Origin of the sequence: Mucilaginibacter roseus, assembly GCF_021215455.1 — a bacterium.
Taxonomy (GTDB): Bacteria; Bacteroidota; Bacteroidia; order Sphingobacteriales; family Sphingobacteriaceae; genus Mucilaginibacter; species Mucilaginibacter roseus.
Window position 1 is genome coordinate 569349 of record NZ_JAJPWV010000002.1, and the last position, 19174, is coordinate 588522.

Genomic DNA, 19174 nt, shown 5'->3' on the forward strand with positions numbered 1-19174 from the left:
CGCCCCATACCTAAAATTATAGTTTAAACTAAATAGTTAGTAGTCTGCTTATTTAACCACTCGTACAAGCGGTCAACGTCCTCTTTTTTAAATAGTTCGGTACCGTGGTTCATGGTAGCAGCGCTGCCACAGGCTATACCCATACGTACCATATGGCCTAAATCGTAATTATTAACACAGCCGTACACCATACCGGCCACCATACTGTCACCGGCGCCTACAGTACTGCGTTTTTTTACTGATGGTGCATTTACAAACTCAGCATAATCCCGGGTTACTACATAGGCGCCCTGTGGCCCCATTGATACTACTACTATACCGCATTTATCTTTGTTGACAATGATACGGGCTGCTTCCTCAATCGCGTCGTTATCCTCGGCTTCTATACCGGTAAGTTTTCGCAATTCATTTTGGTTGGGCTTAAGCAGATAGATGCCTTCTTCAATGGCCTGCTCCAGCGCTTCGCCCGAGGTATCCACCACCAGCCTTGCGTCTTCCTGACGGGCGATGCGGGCTATCCGGGCTAAAAAGTCGGTGCTCACCCCTTTGGGTATGCTTCCGCTGGCCACAATGTAGCTGGCTTTGGGAGCCATTTGCTTTACGGCTTTTAAAACCCTCTCTTCTTCGCCTTCTACCAGCGCGGGCGCGGGCATACCAAAACGTAACTGTTCATTAGTGGCGCGGTTTACCACGATAAAGTTCTCGCGGGTAAGGTTAACCGTTTCTATCGGGTGCTGCTCAATCTGCTCCTTATGCAATAGCTCCTGCAATAATTTACCGCTAAGCCCACCTGAGGTAAACACCGCAGTGGAAGTTAAGCCTAATCTCCTTAAAGCACGTGATACATTAATACCGCCGCCGCCCGGTTCAAACTTAGGTTCGGCGCAATCCAACTTATGTTCTGCAATAACTTTATCAACTGATGTGCTTTTATCTATTGTAGGGCTTAACGTTAGTGTTAAAATATGCTTCATAACAGGGGTATGTTATTTCCTAAAAAAATTAAGCCGCAAAGATACGCATCATCGCGCTTAATAAATGTTCAAACTGCCTTTTTAATGGTATTCTAACATCCACCCTGCTTTAAAAACTGTACTTTTACGGCTCGAAAGAGTTGACTATGACTGTACTTACATTTACCCTGATATTGTTGGCGGGAGCTTATGCCGCCGGCTTATTAGGCTCATTAACAGGCCTTGGCGGCGGCTTTGTGGTGATACCACTGCTTACCCTCGCGCTTGGCGTTGATATACATTATGCCATAGGCGCATCGCTGGTATCGGCTATTGCTACATCATCGGGCTCGGCGGCGGCTTATGTAAAAGAAGGCATTACCAATATGCGGCTGGGCATCTTTTTAGAGATTGCAACTACCATCGGCGCGTTTACCGGTGCGGTATTGGCGGCGTTTATTCCGGCGCATTTTATAGCGATACTTTTTGGAACGGTACTTATCTGTTCAGCTATTATATCCCTCAAGAAAAAATCAAACGAAGTAAACCTTAAAAAAAGCTACCTGGCCGAAAAACTGAAACTTGATGGTAATTTCCCGGAAGCCGGCGGCTTTGTAGCTTATCGGGTTGTTAACGTAGTGGGTGGCTTCGGGATGATGATAGTAGCCGGCATCATATCAGGTATATTAGGCATAGGCTCGGGCGCTTTAAAAGTGGTTGCGATGGATGGAGTTATGCGCATACCCTTCAAAGTATCAACCACTACCAGTAATTTCATGATAGGTGTAACCGCCGCGGCCAGTGCTGTGGTTTACCTGCAACGCGGTTATATTGATCCGGCTATTTGTATGCCGGTGGTTATTGGCGTAGTACTGGGTGCTTTAAGTGGCTCTAAAATACTAGTGCGCACCGCATCAGCGGCATGGCTTAAATATTTGTTTGCAGGCATAATTTTAATACTGGCTATACAGATGATCTACAACGGAATATTAGGAAGGGTTTAAACAGATGAAGATACAAGTAATAATAGGCCAGTTGTTGCGCATAGGTGTGTTCACATCAATAGGCATAGCTTTTTTAGGCGGAATAATATACCTTACCCGCCATGGGCACGAGATGGTTGATTACGCTACGTTTAAAGGCGTGCCCGACTATGTGAAGCCCGGCAATCTTTTCAGCAGTGTGTTTGAACTGCGCGGCCGTGCCATTGTTCAGGTTGGTATTATACTGTTGATAGCCACGCCGGTGGTGAGGCTTATATTTTCAGCCATCGGCTTTGCCGCCGAAAAGGATTACCGCTACATGTTCGTCACCCTGTTGGTGCTGGGCATCATCCTGTTCAGTATGCTTACCGGTAAGGCGGGCTAATTTAGCGTGGTATGTAATTTGATTGTATGATGGATAGTTATGAAACGCGTCCATGTAGAATCGTCAGCCCTTGAAAGTGTTGGTTATGATGCCGAAAACCAGGTGCTCGAACTGGAGTTCAGAGATAATGGCGGCATCTGGCAATACTTTAACTTTAAGCCGGCGGCATTTAAAAAATTCGCTAACGCTACTTCGTTAGGCCGCTACTTTGTAAAAAAGATAAAAGGTAAGTACAAAGAACAGCGCGTTCCTTAATTTTCATTACTGCTGCCCCCCATTCTTGATACTTCTTCAGCCGAACCGCCGGTACGTTTACGGGCCGCTTTTAACGAGTTGTTGCCAAAACGGTAGGTGAAGGTTGCGGTAACAAATCGCGTTCCCGGTTTTTCGCGCCCACGCATGTTGAGGTTCATAAAGCGCGTATCGTAACGGTCAATCTGCGTGTTAAAAATATCGCTCATGGCCAACCTGATGGTACCCATATCGTGCAGAATTACGTGGCTCATACCGGCGCTGAAATAGTATTGCTCACGATAGTTTTTTATGCCGAAGTACGTAGGCGTTTCGTAATTGGCGTTAACCTCGGCCTTAAACTTATCCGTTATACTGAATGATTGGTTTACCTGCGTCAGGAAATCATAAGCATGTTTATTAGCAGCACCGGCTTCCTTGTAAAAGTATCGACTGTGGCTTAGCTCAACATAATTAGTTATTTGCCACCATGGCGTAATATCAAAGGGAGCAGTTATTTCCAGGCCATATACATGCCGGTTGGCCACGTTGCTTTTAGTGGTAGTATAAACCCCGGTAGCGTTGTTCTGCTCGTAAATGGTGGTATAAAAATCATTCGTTACACTAAAACTTAAGGCCGCTTTGAACTTGATGAGATAGGTATCGGCCAACTCAACCGAGCTAACATATTGTGGTTTTAAAAATGGATTACCAGTACTGAAGGCATAAGGATCAATATATGCTACAAAGGGATTCAGATCCTGATAGTTTGGCCGCCCGATACGGCGATTGTATGACAGCGTAAACTGATGCTCCTCTCCTACGCTACGTATGAGCTGAATACTCGGGAATAGATTGAAGTACGAAGTATCGGCCACCCGGTTTGGATTGTACGATCTGCGGTTAGCATGCGTTTGCTCAGCACGTAGGCCGGCAGTAACGTCTGTTGAGCCGATCTTGGTATGCAGGTTTATATATCCGGCCTCAATACGCTCTTTGTAAACAAAATGATCGGTAAGGTTGGGTACCAATTGTGAAGTACCGTTTACCTGCTCACTGAAATCAATACGGTTATCGCTGTTTACCTTGCTCACTTTTACACCGGCATCAACACTGGTGTTGGGTGAAACTACCCGCGTATAATCCACCTTTGCCGAATACACATTGATATCGGCAGGCGAATAAACATCGTAAAAAAGCGGGTCGCGCACTACGGCACCAGCCGGGTTAAAAAAATCATTACGCAGGTTTTCGTCTGAGCGACGGTTATAGTCAGACAAGTCCAGGTCAGCCGATAGCACATGTTTGTTATCTGCACCGAATGAACCCTTGTAGTTGATGTTATAATTCAAATTATAGATCGTCCTGTCTATTCCTGATCGGGTGGTGATTGTTGAATCCGGCACGCCATTGTTGGCAATGTAAGTGGTATTGCGCTTGTCAATATCAGCCGGTGTGGCATAACCGTGTACAATAAAGCCCAGATTCTGTTTGGGCGATAAAGTCCAATCCGCGCCGGTATTAAAGGTATAACTTTTCAGCTTAGTAGTTCCCTTGTAACGCATTCGGTAATCAGATACGTTGGGGCCAACATTGATCAAACGGTCAACATCCCAGAAACGCGGTATTTCATTGGCTGCAAACACATAGCTGCCAAACAGGTTAACTTTTTTTGATCGGTAATTGAGGTTTATCACCGAATTAAACTTATAATTTTCGCCTACGGCTACGCTTTGCGATACACCTATGCGCCAGCCCAAATCACGGTTTTTCTTCAACACGATATTGATAAGTCCGCCGCCTGCGGCATCGTACTTGGCGGATGGATTAGCAATCAGTTCAACAGAATTTACCATGCTGCTCTGGTAGCTTTTTAACAGCTCGGCCAGTTGCTCGCCGGTTAGCTGAGTAACTTTGCCGTTTATAGCAATTAATGCTTTTTGCCCGCCTTTGAATAGCACATCCTCGCCTGATACCTTTACGCCCGGCGCGTTGCGCAAAACATCCAGCATGTTATTACCTGCCGACACAATGCTTTTTTCAACGTTGATTACCGTTTTATCCGGACGAACCTCTACAAAGTCCTTTTTGGCGGTAACCTTTACTTCCTTAAGCTGGTAATTAAGGGGGATCAACTTAACATCCGGCGTTTTTATATTTCCTGTATTTTCGCCTATTACATATTGAACCGTGTAAAAACGGTTGTACCCCACCTTACTTATAGAGATGAAATATTTACCCGGCTTTATGCTTCTGAATTCAAAAAAACCGTTTTTATCGCTTATGGTGGTGGCAATAAGTGCCGAGTCGGGGTGATTTAGCAGTTTTACCGTTGCCGCGTCTGCGGGTTGTAGGGCTTCGGTAAGCACTTTGCCCTCTATCACTTTTGTACCCGTTTGCGCCCGGCTTTCAATGCAAGCAAAACTCAATACAAAAAGCAGTAAGGCCCGGGTCAGTTTATCCATTAATCAGCAGAAAGAAAACTAGCTTAAACCATCTGGCAATAAAAATCGGTGATGGTATCACAATAATAACCTTTTTACGGTAAAGCCGAAAATATGTTGCCGCAAATAGCGGCATAAATTGGTGTTTTATTAGCTTTGCTTTTTAGCAATAGCAAATTTGTATGACTGCATTTCAAAGATATTTAACCCTTGTAATACTGAGTTTAACCACCTTAACAGCATTTGGGCAGGCAGAGCCCGAGCACATTAAAAAAGCCACACAGTTTTTTATCAGGCAATACAATACCGGCCATCCGGACAGCGTGTACGCGCGTTTTGGTTCCGAGATGAAAGCAGCACTTACTGCCGAGCAATTTCGCAGTACTACCATCCAGTTAAAAAATCAACTGGGCATGCTAAAAAGTGCTGACTTTTTGAAGATGGAAAATAACGTAGGGGTTTATAAGGCTAACTTTGAAAAGGCTACGTTTACCCTCAATGTTGCCGTAAACGCGCAAAACCAATACATGGGTTTATTGCTGCGCCCTTACGAGCCAACGCCGGGCGATACACAAAAACAAGAAAGCGTTATTGATGCCTCCCTCATGGAGTCGCCTTACACTTTGAAAACGTTTTCGGGCAGTATAGCGGGCTCACTGGTTAAGCCTAAAACCGAAGGAAAAATGCCGTTGGTGCTCATTATAGCAGGTTCAGGCCCAACTGACCGTGATGGTAATGGCGCTAAGCTTGGCTTAAACACAAATGCTTATTTACAACTGGCTAATGAACTGGGTAAAAAAGGTATAGCTACTTTACGTTATGATAAACGCCTGATCGGCCAGTCGGTTAGTACGACCAAGGAATCGGAGCTGAAGTTTGAGGATATGGTAGAAGATGCCATGGGCCTGATTAATGATATAAATGATAAGGGCGAGTTTTCAAAAATAATTGTTTTAGGCCATAGCGAAGGGTCACTGGTAGGTATGCTTGCCGCTAATGACGCGCCGGTTAAAGCCTTTATATCAGTTGCAGGAGCCGGAGACCCTGCCGAAAAAATACTTACCGAGCAAATGAAAAGTCAGCCGGCTTACATTGCCAATGGATTTAAACGCGTGCTCGACAGCCTGAAACGCGGCAAAACCACACCGAACGTTGACGCCTCGCTGTATGCAGTAGCGCGCCCGAGCATTCAAAACTACATCATGTCGTGGTGCAGGTATGATCCGCAACGCGAAATCAAAAAACTTAAAATGCCCGTGCTGATTGTACAGGGAACAACGGATTTGCAGGTGCCGGTAGCACAGGCCGAAAAGTTAAAGAAAGCCAAGTCAGACGCGCAGTTGCTTATAATCCCCGAGATGAACCATGTGCTTAAAGCCGCGCCTGCAGATACCAAGCAGAACATGGCTACATACAATAATCCGGATTTACCGTTGAAGCCTGAATTGGTTAACGGTATTGTGGACTTTGTAGGTAAGGTAAAGTAGTGGATTCTTAATACTTTTTATAAACTTCTTTTGTGCGAACAAAAGAAGCAATACTAAGCGTTAGCGATCTCATGAGCACTACAAAAAATAAAAACACGGCAAATAACTCGCCGGCTGTTTAATTTTCTATCAAAGTTAATGCATCCACCTGCTATCCGAAAATTAAGAGGCCGGTAATATATATTATTAACGGCACTGTCGCATATCAGTCTTACTTAGTCATTACCTTTTTTAAAAGCCCTCTCCTTTGGAGAGGGTTGGGTGAGGTCTTACTTCCATGCGCCCAGCATCCTCCTGATTGCCAGTATTTCGCCGGTATGGTAGGCTGTATGGTCGCCTATTTGTAGGGCTTCGCGCAATAAGTTTTGTCCGCTGCCGTGTGCAAATGGTTCATAAATATTATCCGCGTTTTTCAACAGGCTTATAAACTCGTTCAAGTCATTTTCAATTTGCGCAAGCGATTGATTCCAGGCGTCATCACTTTCAGGCTCCGCCTCTTCAGGCCAGTATTCATCAGGCCACTTTGGCGATTGATGGCTGGCATCCCGGCTAAACTCCAGCATATCCCACTGCGCAATGCGTATATGTTCAACCAATTGCCAAATGCTGTACGGCATGTTGTCGGGCTTTTTGCCTCTAAGGTCAGCCGGTAAATCCTCAACCGCCTCGGCGAAGCTTACATGCGCGCCCTTGCCGCTTAAAAAGTTAACCAGTTCATTTATCAAAGTGTTATGCTGCTCGCTCATACCATCAAATTTTTAATGTTTAACAAGCAGCCCACTTTAAAGTTGGCTTAAATTTTAAGGTTTGTAACAGCTGCGCTGTATTATTTAAAGTAAATGCCTTAAGTTTATGCGCATGATGATCAATACCCGCACCCTTTATAAACTATTGGTTACAGCCGTTTGCGGCTTCACTTTTTTTACTGCCTGCAAAAAGGATGGCATGGGTGGCCAACTCTCTGACGAGGAAAAAAACAACGAATCATTCACCCGTTACGAGGGCAAGTTTTTAGACGAGCTTTGGAAGCTTAACCCCGATTGGGCTACATCAGTCGGCTACCATATGTATGATAGTGTTTTGCTGACACCCGCCGAACAGAAGAAAAAACTGGTTGACTTTGCCAAAAACCACCTCGACTCGTTAAGCCATTACCCACAAAACGAGCTTACCGCAAGCAACCGTATGGATTATTACCTTATCCAAAATTATTTACGGAAAACGCAGTGGACTTACGGCTCGCTTAAAGCTTTCGAATGGGATCCAACGTCGTATAACGTTATTGGCACCTTTGCTTATATTTTGAACGAGAAATATGCGCCGCTTGCTAAAAGGCTAAAGAGCTTTTATCAAAAGATGGAAGCCATACCGGCTTATTACAAAGATGCGCAGAAGCTGGTTAAAAGCCCCGTTCCGGAACTTACTGACCTGGCGATAGATCAGCTTAACGGCGGTGCGGGTGTAATTGAAAAAGATTTTATTGATTCACTCACCAAAAGCAGCATTACGGATGCGGAGCAAAAACTGATGCGCGAACGTGCCAAAACCAGCGTTGCTGCCATACGTGGCTTTACCGCCTGGCTAAAAACCATCCGCAGCGATAAAGGCAGGAGTTTCAGGCTCGGCAAATCATTGTACGACGAAAAATTCGCTTACGAGATAGAATCAAGCCTTACCTCACAGCAAATGTTTAATGCGGCGGTTGAACGTAAAAAACTGCTGCATAAGGAGATGATTAAGCTTAGCAAGGAGTTGTGGCCAAAGTATCTGGGCGATAAAAAAATACCGTCGGACTCGCTGGCGCTTGTGGGCGAGGTGATTGAAGCACTTTCCGTAAAACACGTTGAACCGGCACAATTTCAATCAGCCATTGAAAAGCAAATACCCAGGCTAAGCGCGTTTGTTAAAGAGAAAGATTTGCTTACTATGGACCCAAGCAAGCCGCTTATTGTACGCCGGGAGCCTGCCTATATGGCCGGTGTAGCTGGTGCGTCGGTATCATCCCCTGGACCGTACGAAAAAAATGGCAATACCTATTACAACGTAGGCAGTTTAGATGGCTGGGATAAAGAACGTGCCGAAAGCTACCTCCGCGAGTATAACAACTACACCCTGCAAATACTCAACATACACGAGGCTATACCGGGCCATTATACCCAATTGGTTTACGCGAACAAAACACCGAGCCTTATAAAAGCGGTAATGGGCAACGGCGCTATGGTTGAAGGCTGGGCAGTTTATGGTGAGGAAATGATGCTGGATGCCGGCTACGGCAACAACGAACCCGAAATGCGATTGATGTGGTGTAAATGGAATCTGCGCGCAGTTTGCAATGCCATACTGGATTACAGCGTACACGCAGGCAGCATGACACGCGACCAGGCGTTAAAACTGCTTACCAAAGAAGCGTTTCAGCAGCAAGCCGAAGCTGAGGGTAAATGGAAGCGCGTAACTGTTAGCAGCGTACAACTCACCAGTTACTTTACCGGTTATCATGACATTAAACAACTGCGCGAAGAGTACAAGAAAAAAATGGCCGATAAATACCGCCTGAAAGAGTTTAACGAAAAGTTTTTAAGTTACGGCAGCGCACCGGTAAAGTACATCAAGGAAGCCATGCTGACTAACGAAGTTGAAAAGCCGGGTGATAAAAAAGCAGATCAGCCTGAAGACGCCGAGGAAAAGAAAGAAACAAAAACCGGTGATAAACGGGTTAAAACCGACACCGGCGCTAAAAAGAAATCATAAACATATTTCGTAACAAAAAGCGATGCATCCAACTGCATCGCTTTTTGTTTGTTTAAAATTCCGCTATTACAACAACCTTTCAAGTTGTTGTTCTAATGCCTTTTCGTTTAAGTTTTTGGCGAGTACTTTGCCATCCTTATCAATAAGGTAGTTGATCGGAATCGCGGTTACGTGATACATTTTGCTTACCTCGCCGTTCCAAAATTTCAGGTCAGACACATGAGTCCATTTAAGCCCGTCTTCTTTAATAGCATTCAGCCAGTCATCTTTTTTGTGATCCAATGACACACCTAATATTTTAAAGCCCTTCGCTTTAAATTTTTGGTATACCTTAACCAAACCAGGGTTGTTTGCCCTGCACGGTCCGCACCAGCTGGCCCAAAATTCTATCAAAGTAACGTTGCCCCTAAAGCTCTTTAATGCCACATCTTTTCCGGCAACATCCTTCAAACTAAAATCAGGCGCGATTTTGCCGATCAGGTTACTTTGAAAGTTATTCCGGTCAACAGTATTATATACCGTACGGGCACTGGGAAGAGACTTTATCCTGTCTGTAAAATTATTATACAATAATTCTAAGGCATCATAATTTACCACGTACTTGTATGAATATTCTTCCAATAAATGCAAAGCCGTAGGAGAATCAGGATGTGTTTTAATATACGTAAGCACTACATTATCGTAATATTTCCTGTATGCTTCTGTCGATAAGTTTTGCATTTCCATCGATAATGAATCTTTTACGTTACCGGTAACTGATTGTAACTTTACATACTTGTCTGCATTTAGTTGCCAAAATTTTTCTTCAAACTTTCTAAGTTCCAACTCCATGTTTTCATAATCTTTTTGATACTGGCTTGGGTTCTCAATCCGGCTGGCGTTTATAAAATTGTTGACCGTGATCTTAAAGTTGCCCGGATGCGAAAAGAAAGTGTAATAGTCGTTATATCGAGCCACTATATTATCTGTTGACCGATTTGGATCAACGTTAATGCTATCTCGCGGATAAAATGTTAAATACGCTCTTCTTGGCTCCTTTAGATAATGTTTGACTGTAATTCTGCCATCTTTTATCAACGGGAACACAGTTTCACCGCCAAAGCGAACTTTAAATATCCCGGCGGTATCTTTAAGGGTAGTCACATCGATATTGAGCGTAATATATCCGCTTAAGGAATCAGTAGCGCTGGTTTTTGGTTGCGAAATACCAAAGTTACTGAGCAAGCACAAGCTTGTAATTAAAAAAAATGTTTTTAATGCTGACATACGGTTTGGGTTATGTATTAAAGATAAGATTTATACTTGGAGAGATACAGATCAGTAAGGTTTAAAGGCAAGAAATTTATTTTATATCATAGACTGTTAAGCTTTTATAAAAAATCACAAATAGGCGTTAAACCATCTATTCTATGCCCCGTCATACTGACAATTAAACACACAATTTCAACTTAACACAACTACACAATTTTCATGAAAAAAATGATTGCTGCAATGCTGTTATGCGTTGCTTCCTCAGCTGCCTTTGCCCAAACCGAAAAGGGAACACAAAATGTTGGCGTTTCATTCGCTATTCAAAACTCCGATAGTAAGAACACCTCCTTTGACGGCGCAACCACTACAACCGACAAGGTTAAATTTAATGTGTATAACGCAACTGTTAATTACAGCTATTTTATAGCTGATAAACTGGACATTGCCGTATTTACTGGTTACGGCTTCCAGGAAAATAGCCGAAAAAACGACCTAAGTGCTTACACTCAAAAATTCACGAGTTTATTTGCCGGCGTACAGTTACGTAAATACATCCTCTTTAATGATAAAATCGGCATACGTACAGGTCCGTCCTTCCAATATTCTCGCGACAGGCAAACCTTAAATCTTGATGAAGAATCAGACAATGTAACCACTACCAACAGTTACACCGGACGTGTTGGACTTGATTTCGCGTTCTATCCTACTAAACATTTGGGTATAACTTCCAATGTAGCTAATATATCTTACAGTCATTCCAAATCAAAGGGCTATACCACCGGCTCATCCAATACTTTCAGTGCTAATTTAGTCAATTACCTAAACCTTGGTTTTTTCTATAGCTGGTAATACCGGCGCACCCTCTCTGCAAAGCAATGCAGAGAGGGATTTTAAATTTTCCCCGTAACAAGCTTGCCTTATTAATTGTCATACCCTTAACATACATTTTATAACTATGACAACTTATGAAGAACAGGCATATATACAATTAGAATTTTGGCAGCACCGCATGCAAAAAAAGCCCTCGCTGGGCAACAGGATAGCCAAGGGCCTGCAAACCAAAATAAACAATATTATACCTGAAAAGGTACACGCTGCTATAACTACAGCTATCGAGAAGATGATAAAGGGGGTGCTGTTTGGCGCCAAATATGTTACCAAAGCCCCGCTTGCTGATGCTTCACTGCAAATGCGCGAAGCTTTTGTAAAGGAGCAAATTGAGTTTTATAAACGCACCGCCTCGGTTGAGGGTGCCGTTACCGGCGCGGACGGAATATTGATGGGTTTAGCCGACTTCCCGATACTGATCGGCATAAAAATAAAGCTGCTGTTTGAAATAGCTACACTTTACGGGTATGATGTGCACGATTATAAAGAGCGGTTATATATACTTTATATTTTCCAACTGGCATTCAGCAGTCAGCAAGGACGCAATGAGGTTTATCAAAAAATAGCCGGCTGGCAGGGTTACAGCCAGGGCCTGCCTGACGATGAACAGGAATTTGACTGGCGAACCTTTCAGCAGGAATACCGGGATTATATTGACCTGGCCAAGATGGCGCAACTGATACCATTCATCGGTGCAGCCGTAGGCGCGGTGGTAAACTACCGGCTGTTGAATCAACTGGGCGAAACCGCTATGAACTGTTACCGGATGCGTAAAGTTAGTCCGCTTAAAATTTTAACCTACCCTACACCTTAAATACAATTTATGAAAAACGAAAAAAGCCGCTTTAAGCGGCTTTTTTTATGAACGATGTTAAACGATTCTTAGAAAGTATAACGGAAACCAAGGCCGAAACGAGCGGCTTCAAAGTCAGAACCATCGCTTAAACGGATAGCCGGACGCCAGTCAAAAGTAAGGCTTAACGGAGCTGTTGGAATTTTATAATCCAAACCACCGGTTGGCCTTAAAAAGAAGGTTGAACCACCATCATATAAAGCTACCTGCGGGCCAATACCTAAATACCATTTTAGCGCTGTAGCCTCTCTGAAGGCTTGGTGGTATTGGTAAAAACCACCAATCCAGGTAGCATCATTACCAAATAACAAATCACCCTGAATAACGTCATGACCGTTAAAAAAATGTTTAACGCTTGGGCCAACCAAAGTTGAACCATCGCCAAAATCAATGCCTAAACCTAAGCCTGTTTTGTAGCTTGATTGAGCGAAAGATTGCGTAGCGGAAAGTGCGATTGCAATTACGGCTAAAAGAAAAATTTTCTTCATAAGTTGAATAATAAGGTAAACGATAAATTAATTTCTGTGCTTTAAGCAATTTTTATGCCATTAGCACGTCAAAACTGCATTTTCACTGCTATCAACTATAACACCTTTACACTTTAAAGGTTTTTGTAACACTTTATTTAAAAGCAAAAATTATAAGTTTTGACTGTGCCACAGTAAATTTATATAGCCGAACAGGGCAAAACCGTATCTTCGTTGTTATGTCATCCAACGAGATAAAAAAGCAAATCGAGGTGCTCACCGCTGAGCTTAAACAACACAACTATAATTATTATGTGCTGGCAATGCCTACCATTGCAGACTACGATTTTGACCAGAAATTAAAGCAACTGGCCGAACTCGAAAAACAGCACCCGGAGTTTGCCGATCCTGATTCGCCTACCCAAAAAGTAGGCGGCGAAGTTACAAAGGAGTTTGTTACCGTTAGGCACCGCTGGCCAATGCTCTCTTTAGGCAATACCTACAACGCGCAGGAACTGCTTGATTTTGATCAGCGCATACGTAAGGCTATCGGCGATAATTTTGAGTATGTGTGTGAGTTAAAATTCGATGGCCTGTCCATGAGCTTAACTTATGAAAACGGGCAGCTTGCGCGCGCCGTAACCCGTGGAGATGGTGTACAGGGTGATGACGTTACCACCAACATACGCACCATACATACCATTCCCAAAAAGTTGAATAAGGTAGACTACCCCGAACTTTTTGAAATACGCGGCGAAGTATTTATGCACCGGAAAGCCTTTGAACGCCTGAATAATGAGCGCATTGAAAACGGCGAAGTACCCTATGCTAACCCGCGCAACTTTGCATCGGGCACCGTAAAAATGCAGGATTCGGCCGAAGTGGCGAAACGCCCGTTAGATTGCTTTTTGTACGGATTATATACCGATAAAACTTTGTTTAAAACACATTGGGAGAGCCTTGAAGCGCTGAAAAAATGGGGCTTTAATGTAAACGATCATAGTCGCCTGTGCAATAATATCGACAAGGTTTTAGAATTTATTAACTACTGGGATACAGAACGCTTTAACCTGAGCTATGATATTGACGGCATCGTAATCAAAGTAAACCACTACGGGCAGCAGCAGGAATTGGGCTTTACCGCTAAATCGCCGCGCTGGGCCATATCATATAAATTTAAGGCCGAGCGTGTTGAAACGGAACTTCTTAGTGTAAGCTACCAGGTAGGCCGCACAGGCGCGGTTACACCGGTGGCCAATTTGCAGCCGGTATTGCTTGCCGGCACTACAGTAAAACGCGCCACGCTGCACAATGCCAACGAGATAATAAGGCTTGATTTGCATGAGGGTGATAGCGTTTATGTGGAAAAGGGTGGCGAGATCATCCCCAAAATCATCAGCGTTAATACCGAAAAGCGGCATCAGAATGCTGCGCCGGTAGCATATATTACTACTTGCCCGGCCTGTGGCACCCAGCTTGAACGCAAAGAAGGTGAGGCTGCATTTTATTGCTCTAATGATGAAGGATGCCCTCCACAAATTGTTGGTAAAATGCAACACTTTATCAACCGTAAGGCTATGAATATTGATGGCCTGGGCGATGAAACCATTGAGACGCTTTACCAAAAAGGTTTGCTGCGCCATATAAGCGACATCTACCTTTTGCATGAACATTCAGATGAGTTAAAGCAGATGGAGCGCTTCGGCGAAAAATCAATCACCAATATGCTGGATGGCATCGAAAAATCAAAACAGATGCCTTTTGAGCGGGTGTTGTTTGGCTTGGGTATACGTTATGTTGGCGCCACCGTTGCTAAAAAGCTGGCGCTGCATTTTAAAAATATTGATGCGCTAAGTAAGGCCACTTATGATGAATTGATAGCCGCCGAAGAAATTGGCGACCGTATCGCCCTCAGCCTGATTGAATATTTTAGCGGCGAGGTACATCAGCAGGAAATACAAAAGTTAAAGGATGCAGGCCTGCAATTCGCCATCGAGGAAAAAGAGATCACCCTGACCAGCCACAAGCTTGCCGGCAAAACCTTCATTATTTCGGGCGTATTCGAGAAATTTTCGCGCGATGAACTGAAAGATATTATTGAGCAAAACGGCGGCAAGATACTCAGCAGCATATCGGCCAAGCTGAACTACCTTGTAGCAGGCGACAACATGGGTCCTGCCAAGCTGGAGAAAGCCAATAAGTTGAATATACCGATCATCAGCGATGAGGAATTGATGGGAATGATTTAGAATGCGGATTGCGGAAGTTTGATTGCGGAATTAAATTTAAATTTAAGTTTCATGATTGCTTTAAAACAATACCTGCCTTTACTCCTGCTAATTGCTGTTTGGAGTTCATGTACTAAGCCAATAACTTATAAAGATGCTACTGATGCTCTGATAAAAAAATACGATAAAACTGACTTTAGCCTTTTTAAACAGTTTTACATACACTACCAAAGCTCCGGCAATTACCCTAATTCCAAAATATACTTTGCAGGAGTAAGGGTGAAGGGATTCAATTGCCCGCCTTATGCTGTAAAGCACAGCAAATTCATTATCATGGAATTTTTTGATATTAGTAATAAGCTGGTATTACAAAGTAACTGTCCGGATTATATGAGTGACAATCAAATAAAACATATGACCACAGCGATTGATGAGTATGACTTCTTTATGATTGAGGCAGATAGTGTAGGAAACGTTTATATCAGACCTTATAAATCAGATAAACATGTTTTATTAAGAACGGTTGCGTCACCTCAAAAATCAATTTTAAAAGAATTTAAACATTATAAAGGCAACTGGTACATACACAAATCTGCCATAGCTAAATTGCAAAATAAACAGTAACCACCGTTACTTACCATTTGTGGCATCTAAATATTAGCTTTACACAACAATAATCGCTCTTGCTATGAGGCAGATAGCCGTTTCAACCGCTTATTTTTTAAAAAAAATTTGCATCGATTAAAAAGAAACGTATTTTTGCAGTCCCAATCAAAAGGGATAAATAATACGGACTTGTAGCTCAATTGGATAGAGCATCTCACTACGGATGAGAAGGTTAGGGGTTCGACTCCCTTCAAGTTCACTCAAATAATAATATAGCCTTTCCGTAATCGTACAGAAAGGCTATTTAAATTTTATAAGCATGCTAAACTTGGTTTTGTTCGGCCCTCCCGGCGCAGGCAAGGGCACTCAATCACAAAAACTTATTGACAAATACGGACTGATCCACCTTTCAACCGGCGATTTGCTGCGTGGCGAAATTTCGCAGGGCACCGAGCTTGGTTTGGAGGCCAAAAAGCTGATGGATCAAGGCCTATTAGTGCCGGATGCCGTAGTTATCGGCATGATTGAAAATAAGTTGGATGCGAACAAAGATGCCAAAGGCTTTATTTTCGATGGTTTCCCGCGTACAGTGGCACAAGCCGAAGCCCTGGACAATTTGCTTGAATCAAAAGCATCAGCTATATCAGGCATGATCGCCCTCGAGGTTGATGATGATGAATTGGAACGCCGCCTTTTACTCCGCGGTAAAGATTCAGGTCGTCCTGATGATGCCGACCCGGCCATCATCCGCAAGCGCATAAAAGAGTACAACGATAAAACCACACCGGTTGCCGGTTACTATAAAAACCAGGATAAATTTACCAGCATCAACGGCATAGGCTCAATAGATGAGATCTTCAGCGCCATTGTTGCGGTAACTGAAAAATATTAATATTTATTCCGAAAGTCGGTAAGTCCGGAAGTCAGAAAGTAAATCACGCTTTCGGGCTTCCGGACTTTCAGCCTTTCGGACCTCCGGTCTTCCGGATTAAGATACTTGCAATACCATGGCTCAGGGCTCTAATTTTGTTGATTATGTAAAGATATGCTGCCGCTCAGGGCATGGGGGCGCTGGTTCAACACATTTACACCGCGATAAGCACACCGCAAAAGGTGGCCCTGATGGTGGCGATGGTGGCCGTGGCGGGCATGTTATTGTAAAAGGCAACGCCCAGCTATGGACGCTCCTGCACCTTAAATACCGTAAACATGTAATAGCCGGCAACGGCGATCCGGGAGGCAGCGCGTTGTGTACCGGCAAAACCGGCCGCGACGAGATATTGGAAGTACCCCTGGGCACCATTGCCAGGGATGCCGAAACCGGCGAAGTAATATTTGAAATATCGCACGACGGCGAAACCAAGGTACTTACACCCGGTGGTCGCGGCGGATTAGGCAACTGGCATTTTAAGTCATCAACACAACAAACTCCGCGCTTTGCGCAACCCGGCGAGCCAGGCCAGGAAGTATGGAACATACTTGAATTGAAGTTACTGGCTGACGTGGGTTTGGTGGGCTTTCCTAACGCGGGTAAATCAACGCTGCTTTCGGTCGTTTCGGCCGCTAAGCCGGAGATTGCCGATTATGCCTTTACTACCTTGGTACCTAACCTGGGCATCGTATCGTATCGCGATAACAAATCATTCGTAATGGCCGATATTCCGGGTATCATCGAGGGGGCATCGCAAGGTAAAGGCTTAGGTTTCCGTTTCCTTCGCCACATAGAGCGTAACTCTGTGCTATTGTTTATGGTACCTGCGGATACCACACGTACAATTACCCAGGAGTACGAAATATTACAGCACGAACTACAAGAGTACAATCCTGAACTGATGCACAAACCACGTGTACTGGCCATCACCAAGTCTGACATGCTGGACGACGAACTAACCGAGGAAATGAAACAACAGGTACCAAAAGACATTCCTTATGTATTTATTTCATCCGTCGCGCAAAAAAATCTGGATAAGCTGAAGGATCTGCTTTGGCAGGCTATTAACCAATAGCACACTCGACCCCTCCTGATCCTCCTTGAGGAGGACTTTGTTGGTGGATTTCTCGACAGAGCTGAGTGTTTTTAGCTCCATCTACTTTGCAGAAGGTTGGTGTGTGGTAGAAAATTTACTTACTGTATACTTATCCCCGATTCCGGTTACGTACCTTTGTACCCTTAATTTATTAGTGTAAAGGACATGAGGATCGCAATAAATGGTTTTGGGCGTATAGGTCGCATTTTTCTGCGAAACATTCTGAACACATCCGCCATCGAGGTTGTCGCTATAAACGATTTAACAGATACCCAAACCCTTGCCCATTTATTCAAATATGATTCGGTGCACCGGGGCTTTAAGGGTACGGTTGAGCATACTGTTGATAAGCTCATTATCAACAATAAACCTATCAAAGTTTTCGCGCAGCGTGAACCCGCGCTATTGCCTTGGGCTGAACTTGATGTTGACCTGGTGATTGAATCCTCCGGGAAATTTACTTCGCGAAACGGAGCAGAACAACACTTACAGGCCGGCGCCAAACAAGTGATTATATCGGCACCGCCAACCGATAAAACGGTACCAACCGTAGTACTTGGCGTAAATGATGAGCAAATCGATCTCACTGCCCCTATCCTGTCCAACGCATCGTGCACAACGAATAATGTGGCAGCCATGGTGAAAATTTTGGATGATAACTGGGGCATTGTTGACGGCTATATCACCACTGTTCACTCCATGACGGGCGATCAGAACCTGCATGATGCTCCGCATAAGGATCTGCGGCGTGCACGTGCGGCATCAGCATCCATTATACCAACCACAACCGGCGCTGCGAAAGCCATAACTAATATATTCCCACATTTAGACGGTAAGCTTGGCGGGGCTGGGATACGTGTACCCGTACTTAACGGCTCGCTTACAGATTTTACCTGCAGCCTAAAGCGCGATACAACCGTTGAGCAGATCAACGCAGCGTTTAAGCAAGCCGCCGCCGGATCAATGCAGAATATTTTAGAGTATACCGAAGATCCTATTGTATCAACAGACATTTTAGACAATCCGCATAGCTGCATATTTGATGCACAGCTAACCTCGATAGTTGGCGGGTTGGTAAAAGTGGTTGGCTGGTATGATAATGAGATGGGCTATTCGAGCCGCCTTGCCGATCTGGTTGCAAAAATAAACGCGCTGAAATCATGATAAAATTCATAGCGGTTGAGGAGTTGTTAGGCGTACGTAACGAGGTATTGCGCGAAGGTATGCTGCAATTACATGAGTGCATCTTCCCGACGGATAAGATTGACGGTGCTTTTCATTTAGGCTGGTATGTTAATGAAGAGCTGGCTTGTATTGCCTCGTTTCATCCGCAAAGCTACGGCGATTTTAACGGATTAGGTTATCAACTGCGGGGCATGGCCACCATTGAGAAACATCGCGGTAAAGGCTTAGGTAACCAGTTGTTAAACTTTGCCATTGTTTACCTGCGCGGCCAAAAGGCAAGTTACCTGTGGTGTAATGCCCGTAAAAAAGCCCTAGCTTTTTATCACAATGTCGGCTTCGAGATAATTTCACCCGAGTTTGATGTACCGGGCATAGGGCAGCACCATGTAATGTATTTGCGCATCAGGTAGATCTTGTTGTCGCGCCATAGAGCAGTGA

18 protein-coding genes and 1 tRNA gene are annotated in these 19174 nt (G+C 44.1%); 14 read left to right on the plus strand and 5 right to left on the minus strand.

Translation table 11 applies throughout. The annotated features are described in order from the left end of the window. Positions 1-23 precede the first annotated feature (23 nt). The gene (locus tag LT679_RS07360) at positions 24-974 is read right to left on the minus strand and encodes a 1-phosphofructokinase family hexose kinase (protein ID WP_232176815.1); all 951 of its coding nucleotides are present in this window, start codon (positions 972-974) and stop codon (positions 24-26) included. 146 nt (positions 975-1120) lie between these two features. Here LT679_RS07360 and LT679_RS07365 point away from each other — a divergent pair, with 146 nt between their 5' ends. From LT679_RS07365 to LT679_RS07375, 3 genes are read left to right on the plus strand one after another with little or no spacing between them, the layout of a single operon-like run. Then, complete coding sequence (locus LT679_RS07365) at positions 1121-1957, plus strand: sulfite exporter TauE/SafE family protein (RefSeq protein ID WP_232176816.1); 837 nt, start codon at positions 1121-1123, stop codon at positions 1955-1957. A gap of 4 nt (positions 1958-1961) precedes the next feature. Next, entirely contained in the window at positions 1962-2321 is a 360-nt protein-coding gene (locus LT679_RS07370; RefSeq protein WP_232176817.1) for a DUF1634 domain-containing protein, read from the plus strand. A gap of 39 nt (positions 2322-2360) precedes the next feature. Beyond that, complete coding sequence (locus tag LT679_RS07375; RefSeq protein ID WP_232176818.1) at positions 2361-2576, plus strand: KTSC domain-containing protein; 216 nt, start codon at positions 2361-2363, stop codon at positions 2574-2576. On the opposite strand, the gene LT679_RS07380 is transcribed toward LT679_RS07375, so the two are convergent. Next, complete coding sequence (locus LT679_RS07380; protein ID WP_232176819.1) at positions 2573-5017, minus strand: outer membrane beta-barrel family protein; 2445 nt, start codon at positions 5015-5017, stop codon at positions 2573-2575. The two genes, LT679_RS07375 and LT679_RS07380, sit on opposite strands and share 4 nt — an antisense overlap. A gap of 161 nt (positions 5018-5178) precedes the next feature. Here LT679_RS07380 and LT679_RS07385 point away from each other — a divergent pair, with 161 nt between their 5' ends. Then, the gene (locus tag LT679_RS07385) at positions 5179-6483 is read left to right on the plus strand and encodes an alpha/beta hydrolase (RefSeq protein WP_232176820.1); all 1305 of its coding nucleotides are present in this window, start codon (positions 5179-5181) and stop codon (positions 6481-6483) included. Positions 6484-6752: 269 nt separating this feature from the next. On the opposite strand, the gene LT679_RS07390 is transcribed toward LT679_RS07385, so the two are convergent. After that, positions 6753-7229, minus strand: a complete 477-nt coding sequence (locus LT679_RS07390) for a DinB family protein (protein WP_232176821.1) — start codon at positions 7227-7229, stop codon at positions 6753-6755. A gap of 112 nt (positions 7230-7341) precedes the next feature. On the opposite strand from LT679_RS07390, the gene LT679_RS07395 reads away from it, so the two are divergent. After that, entirely contained in the window at positions 7342-9231 is a 1890-nt protein-coding gene (locus LT679_RS07395) for a DUF885 domain-containing protein (protein ID WP_232176822.1), read from the plus strand. A 66-nt stretch (positions 9232-9297) separates the two neighbouring features. Here the strand turns inward: LT679_RS07395 and LT679_RS07400 are convergent, their stop codons facing one another. Then, positions 9298-10497 carry a peroxiredoxin family protein gene (locus LT679_RS07400; RefSeq protein WP_232176823.1) on the minus strand — a complete coding sequence of 400 codons (1200 nt, stop codon included), beginning with the start codon at positions 10495-10497 and terminating at the stop codon, positions 9298-9300. A 204-nt stretch (positions 10498-10701) separates the two neighbouring features. On the opposite strand from LT679_RS07400, the gene LT679_RS07405 reads away from it, so the two are divergent. Beyond that, positions 10702-11331: a hypothetical protein gene (locus tag LT679_RS07405; protein ID WP_232176824.1), complete on the plus strand. Its 630-nt coding sequence runs from the start codon at positions 10702-10704 to the stop codon at positions 11329-11331. A gap of 106 nt (positions 11332-11437) precedes the next feature. Further along, the gene (locus tag LT679_RS07410; RefSeq protein ID WP_232176825.1) at positions 11438-12184 is read left to right on the plus strand and encodes an EcsC family protein; all 747 of its coding nucleotides are present in this window, start codon (positions 11438-11440) and stop codon (positions 12182-12184) included. 68 nt (positions 12185-12252) lie between these two features. On the opposite strand, the gene LT679_RS07415 is transcribed toward LT679_RS07410, so the two are convergent. Continuing rightward, entirely contained in the window at positions 12253-12711 is a 459-nt protein-coding gene (locus tag LT679_RS07415) for a hypothetical protein (protein WP_232176826.1), read from the minus strand. 218 nt (positions 12712-12929) lie between these two features. Between LT679_RS07415 and ligA the strand changes: the two genes are divergently transcribed. The 7 genes from ligA (at position 12930) to LT679_RS07450 (ending at position 19146) form a co-directional block, all read left to right on the plus strand. Beyond that, positions 12930-14939 carry an NAD-dependent DNA ligase LigA gene (ligA, locus tag LT679_RS07420; RefSeq protein ID WP_232176827.1) on the plus strand — a complete coding sequence of 670 codons (2010 nt, stop codon included), beginning with the start codon at positions 12930-12932 and terminating at the stop codon, positions 14937-14939. Positions 14940-14990: 51 nt separating this feature from the next. Next, positions 14991-15542: a hypothetical protein gene (locus LT679_RS07425; protein ID WP_232176828.1), complete on the plus strand. Its 552-nt coding sequence runs from the start codon at positions 14991-14993 to the stop codon at positions 15540-15542. A 167-nt stretch (positions 15543-15709) separates the two neighbouring features. Continuing rightward, a tRNA-Arg gene (locus tag LT679_RS07430) sits at positions 15710-15783 on the plus strand. Between the two features lie 60 nt (positions 15784-15843). Further along, positions 15844-16416, plus strand: coding sequence for an adenylate kinase (locus tag LT679_RS07435; protein WP_232176829.1), 573 nt, complete (start codon positions 15844-15846; stop codon positions 16414-16416). A gap of 115 nt (positions 16417-16531) precedes the next feature. Further along, positions 16532-17530 carry a GTPase ObgE gene (obgE, locus tag LT679_RS07440; RefSeq protein ID WP_232176830.1) on the plus strand — a complete coding sequence of 333 codons (999 nt, stop codon included), beginning with the start codon at positions 16532-16534 and terminating at the stop codon, positions 17528-17530. Between the two features lie 186 nt (positions 17531-17716). Continuing rightward, the gene (gene gap / locus LT679_RS07445; RefSeq protein ID WP_232176831.1) at positions 17717-18715 is read left to right on the plus strand and encodes a type I glyceraldehyde-3-phosphate dehydrogenase; all 999 of its coding nucleotides are present in this window, start codon (positions 17717-17719) and stop codon (positions 18713-18715) included. Further along, positions 18712-19146 carry a GNAT family N-acetyltransferase gene (locus LT679_RS07450; RefSeq protein ID WP_232176832.1) on the plus strand — a complete coding sequence of 145 codons (435 nt, stop codon included), beginning with the start codon at positions 18712-18714 and terminating at the stop codon, positions 19144-19146. Before gap ends, LT679_RS07450 begins: the two co-directional genes overlap by 4 nt. The last annotated feature ends 28 nt before the right edge of the window (positions 19147-19174 follow it).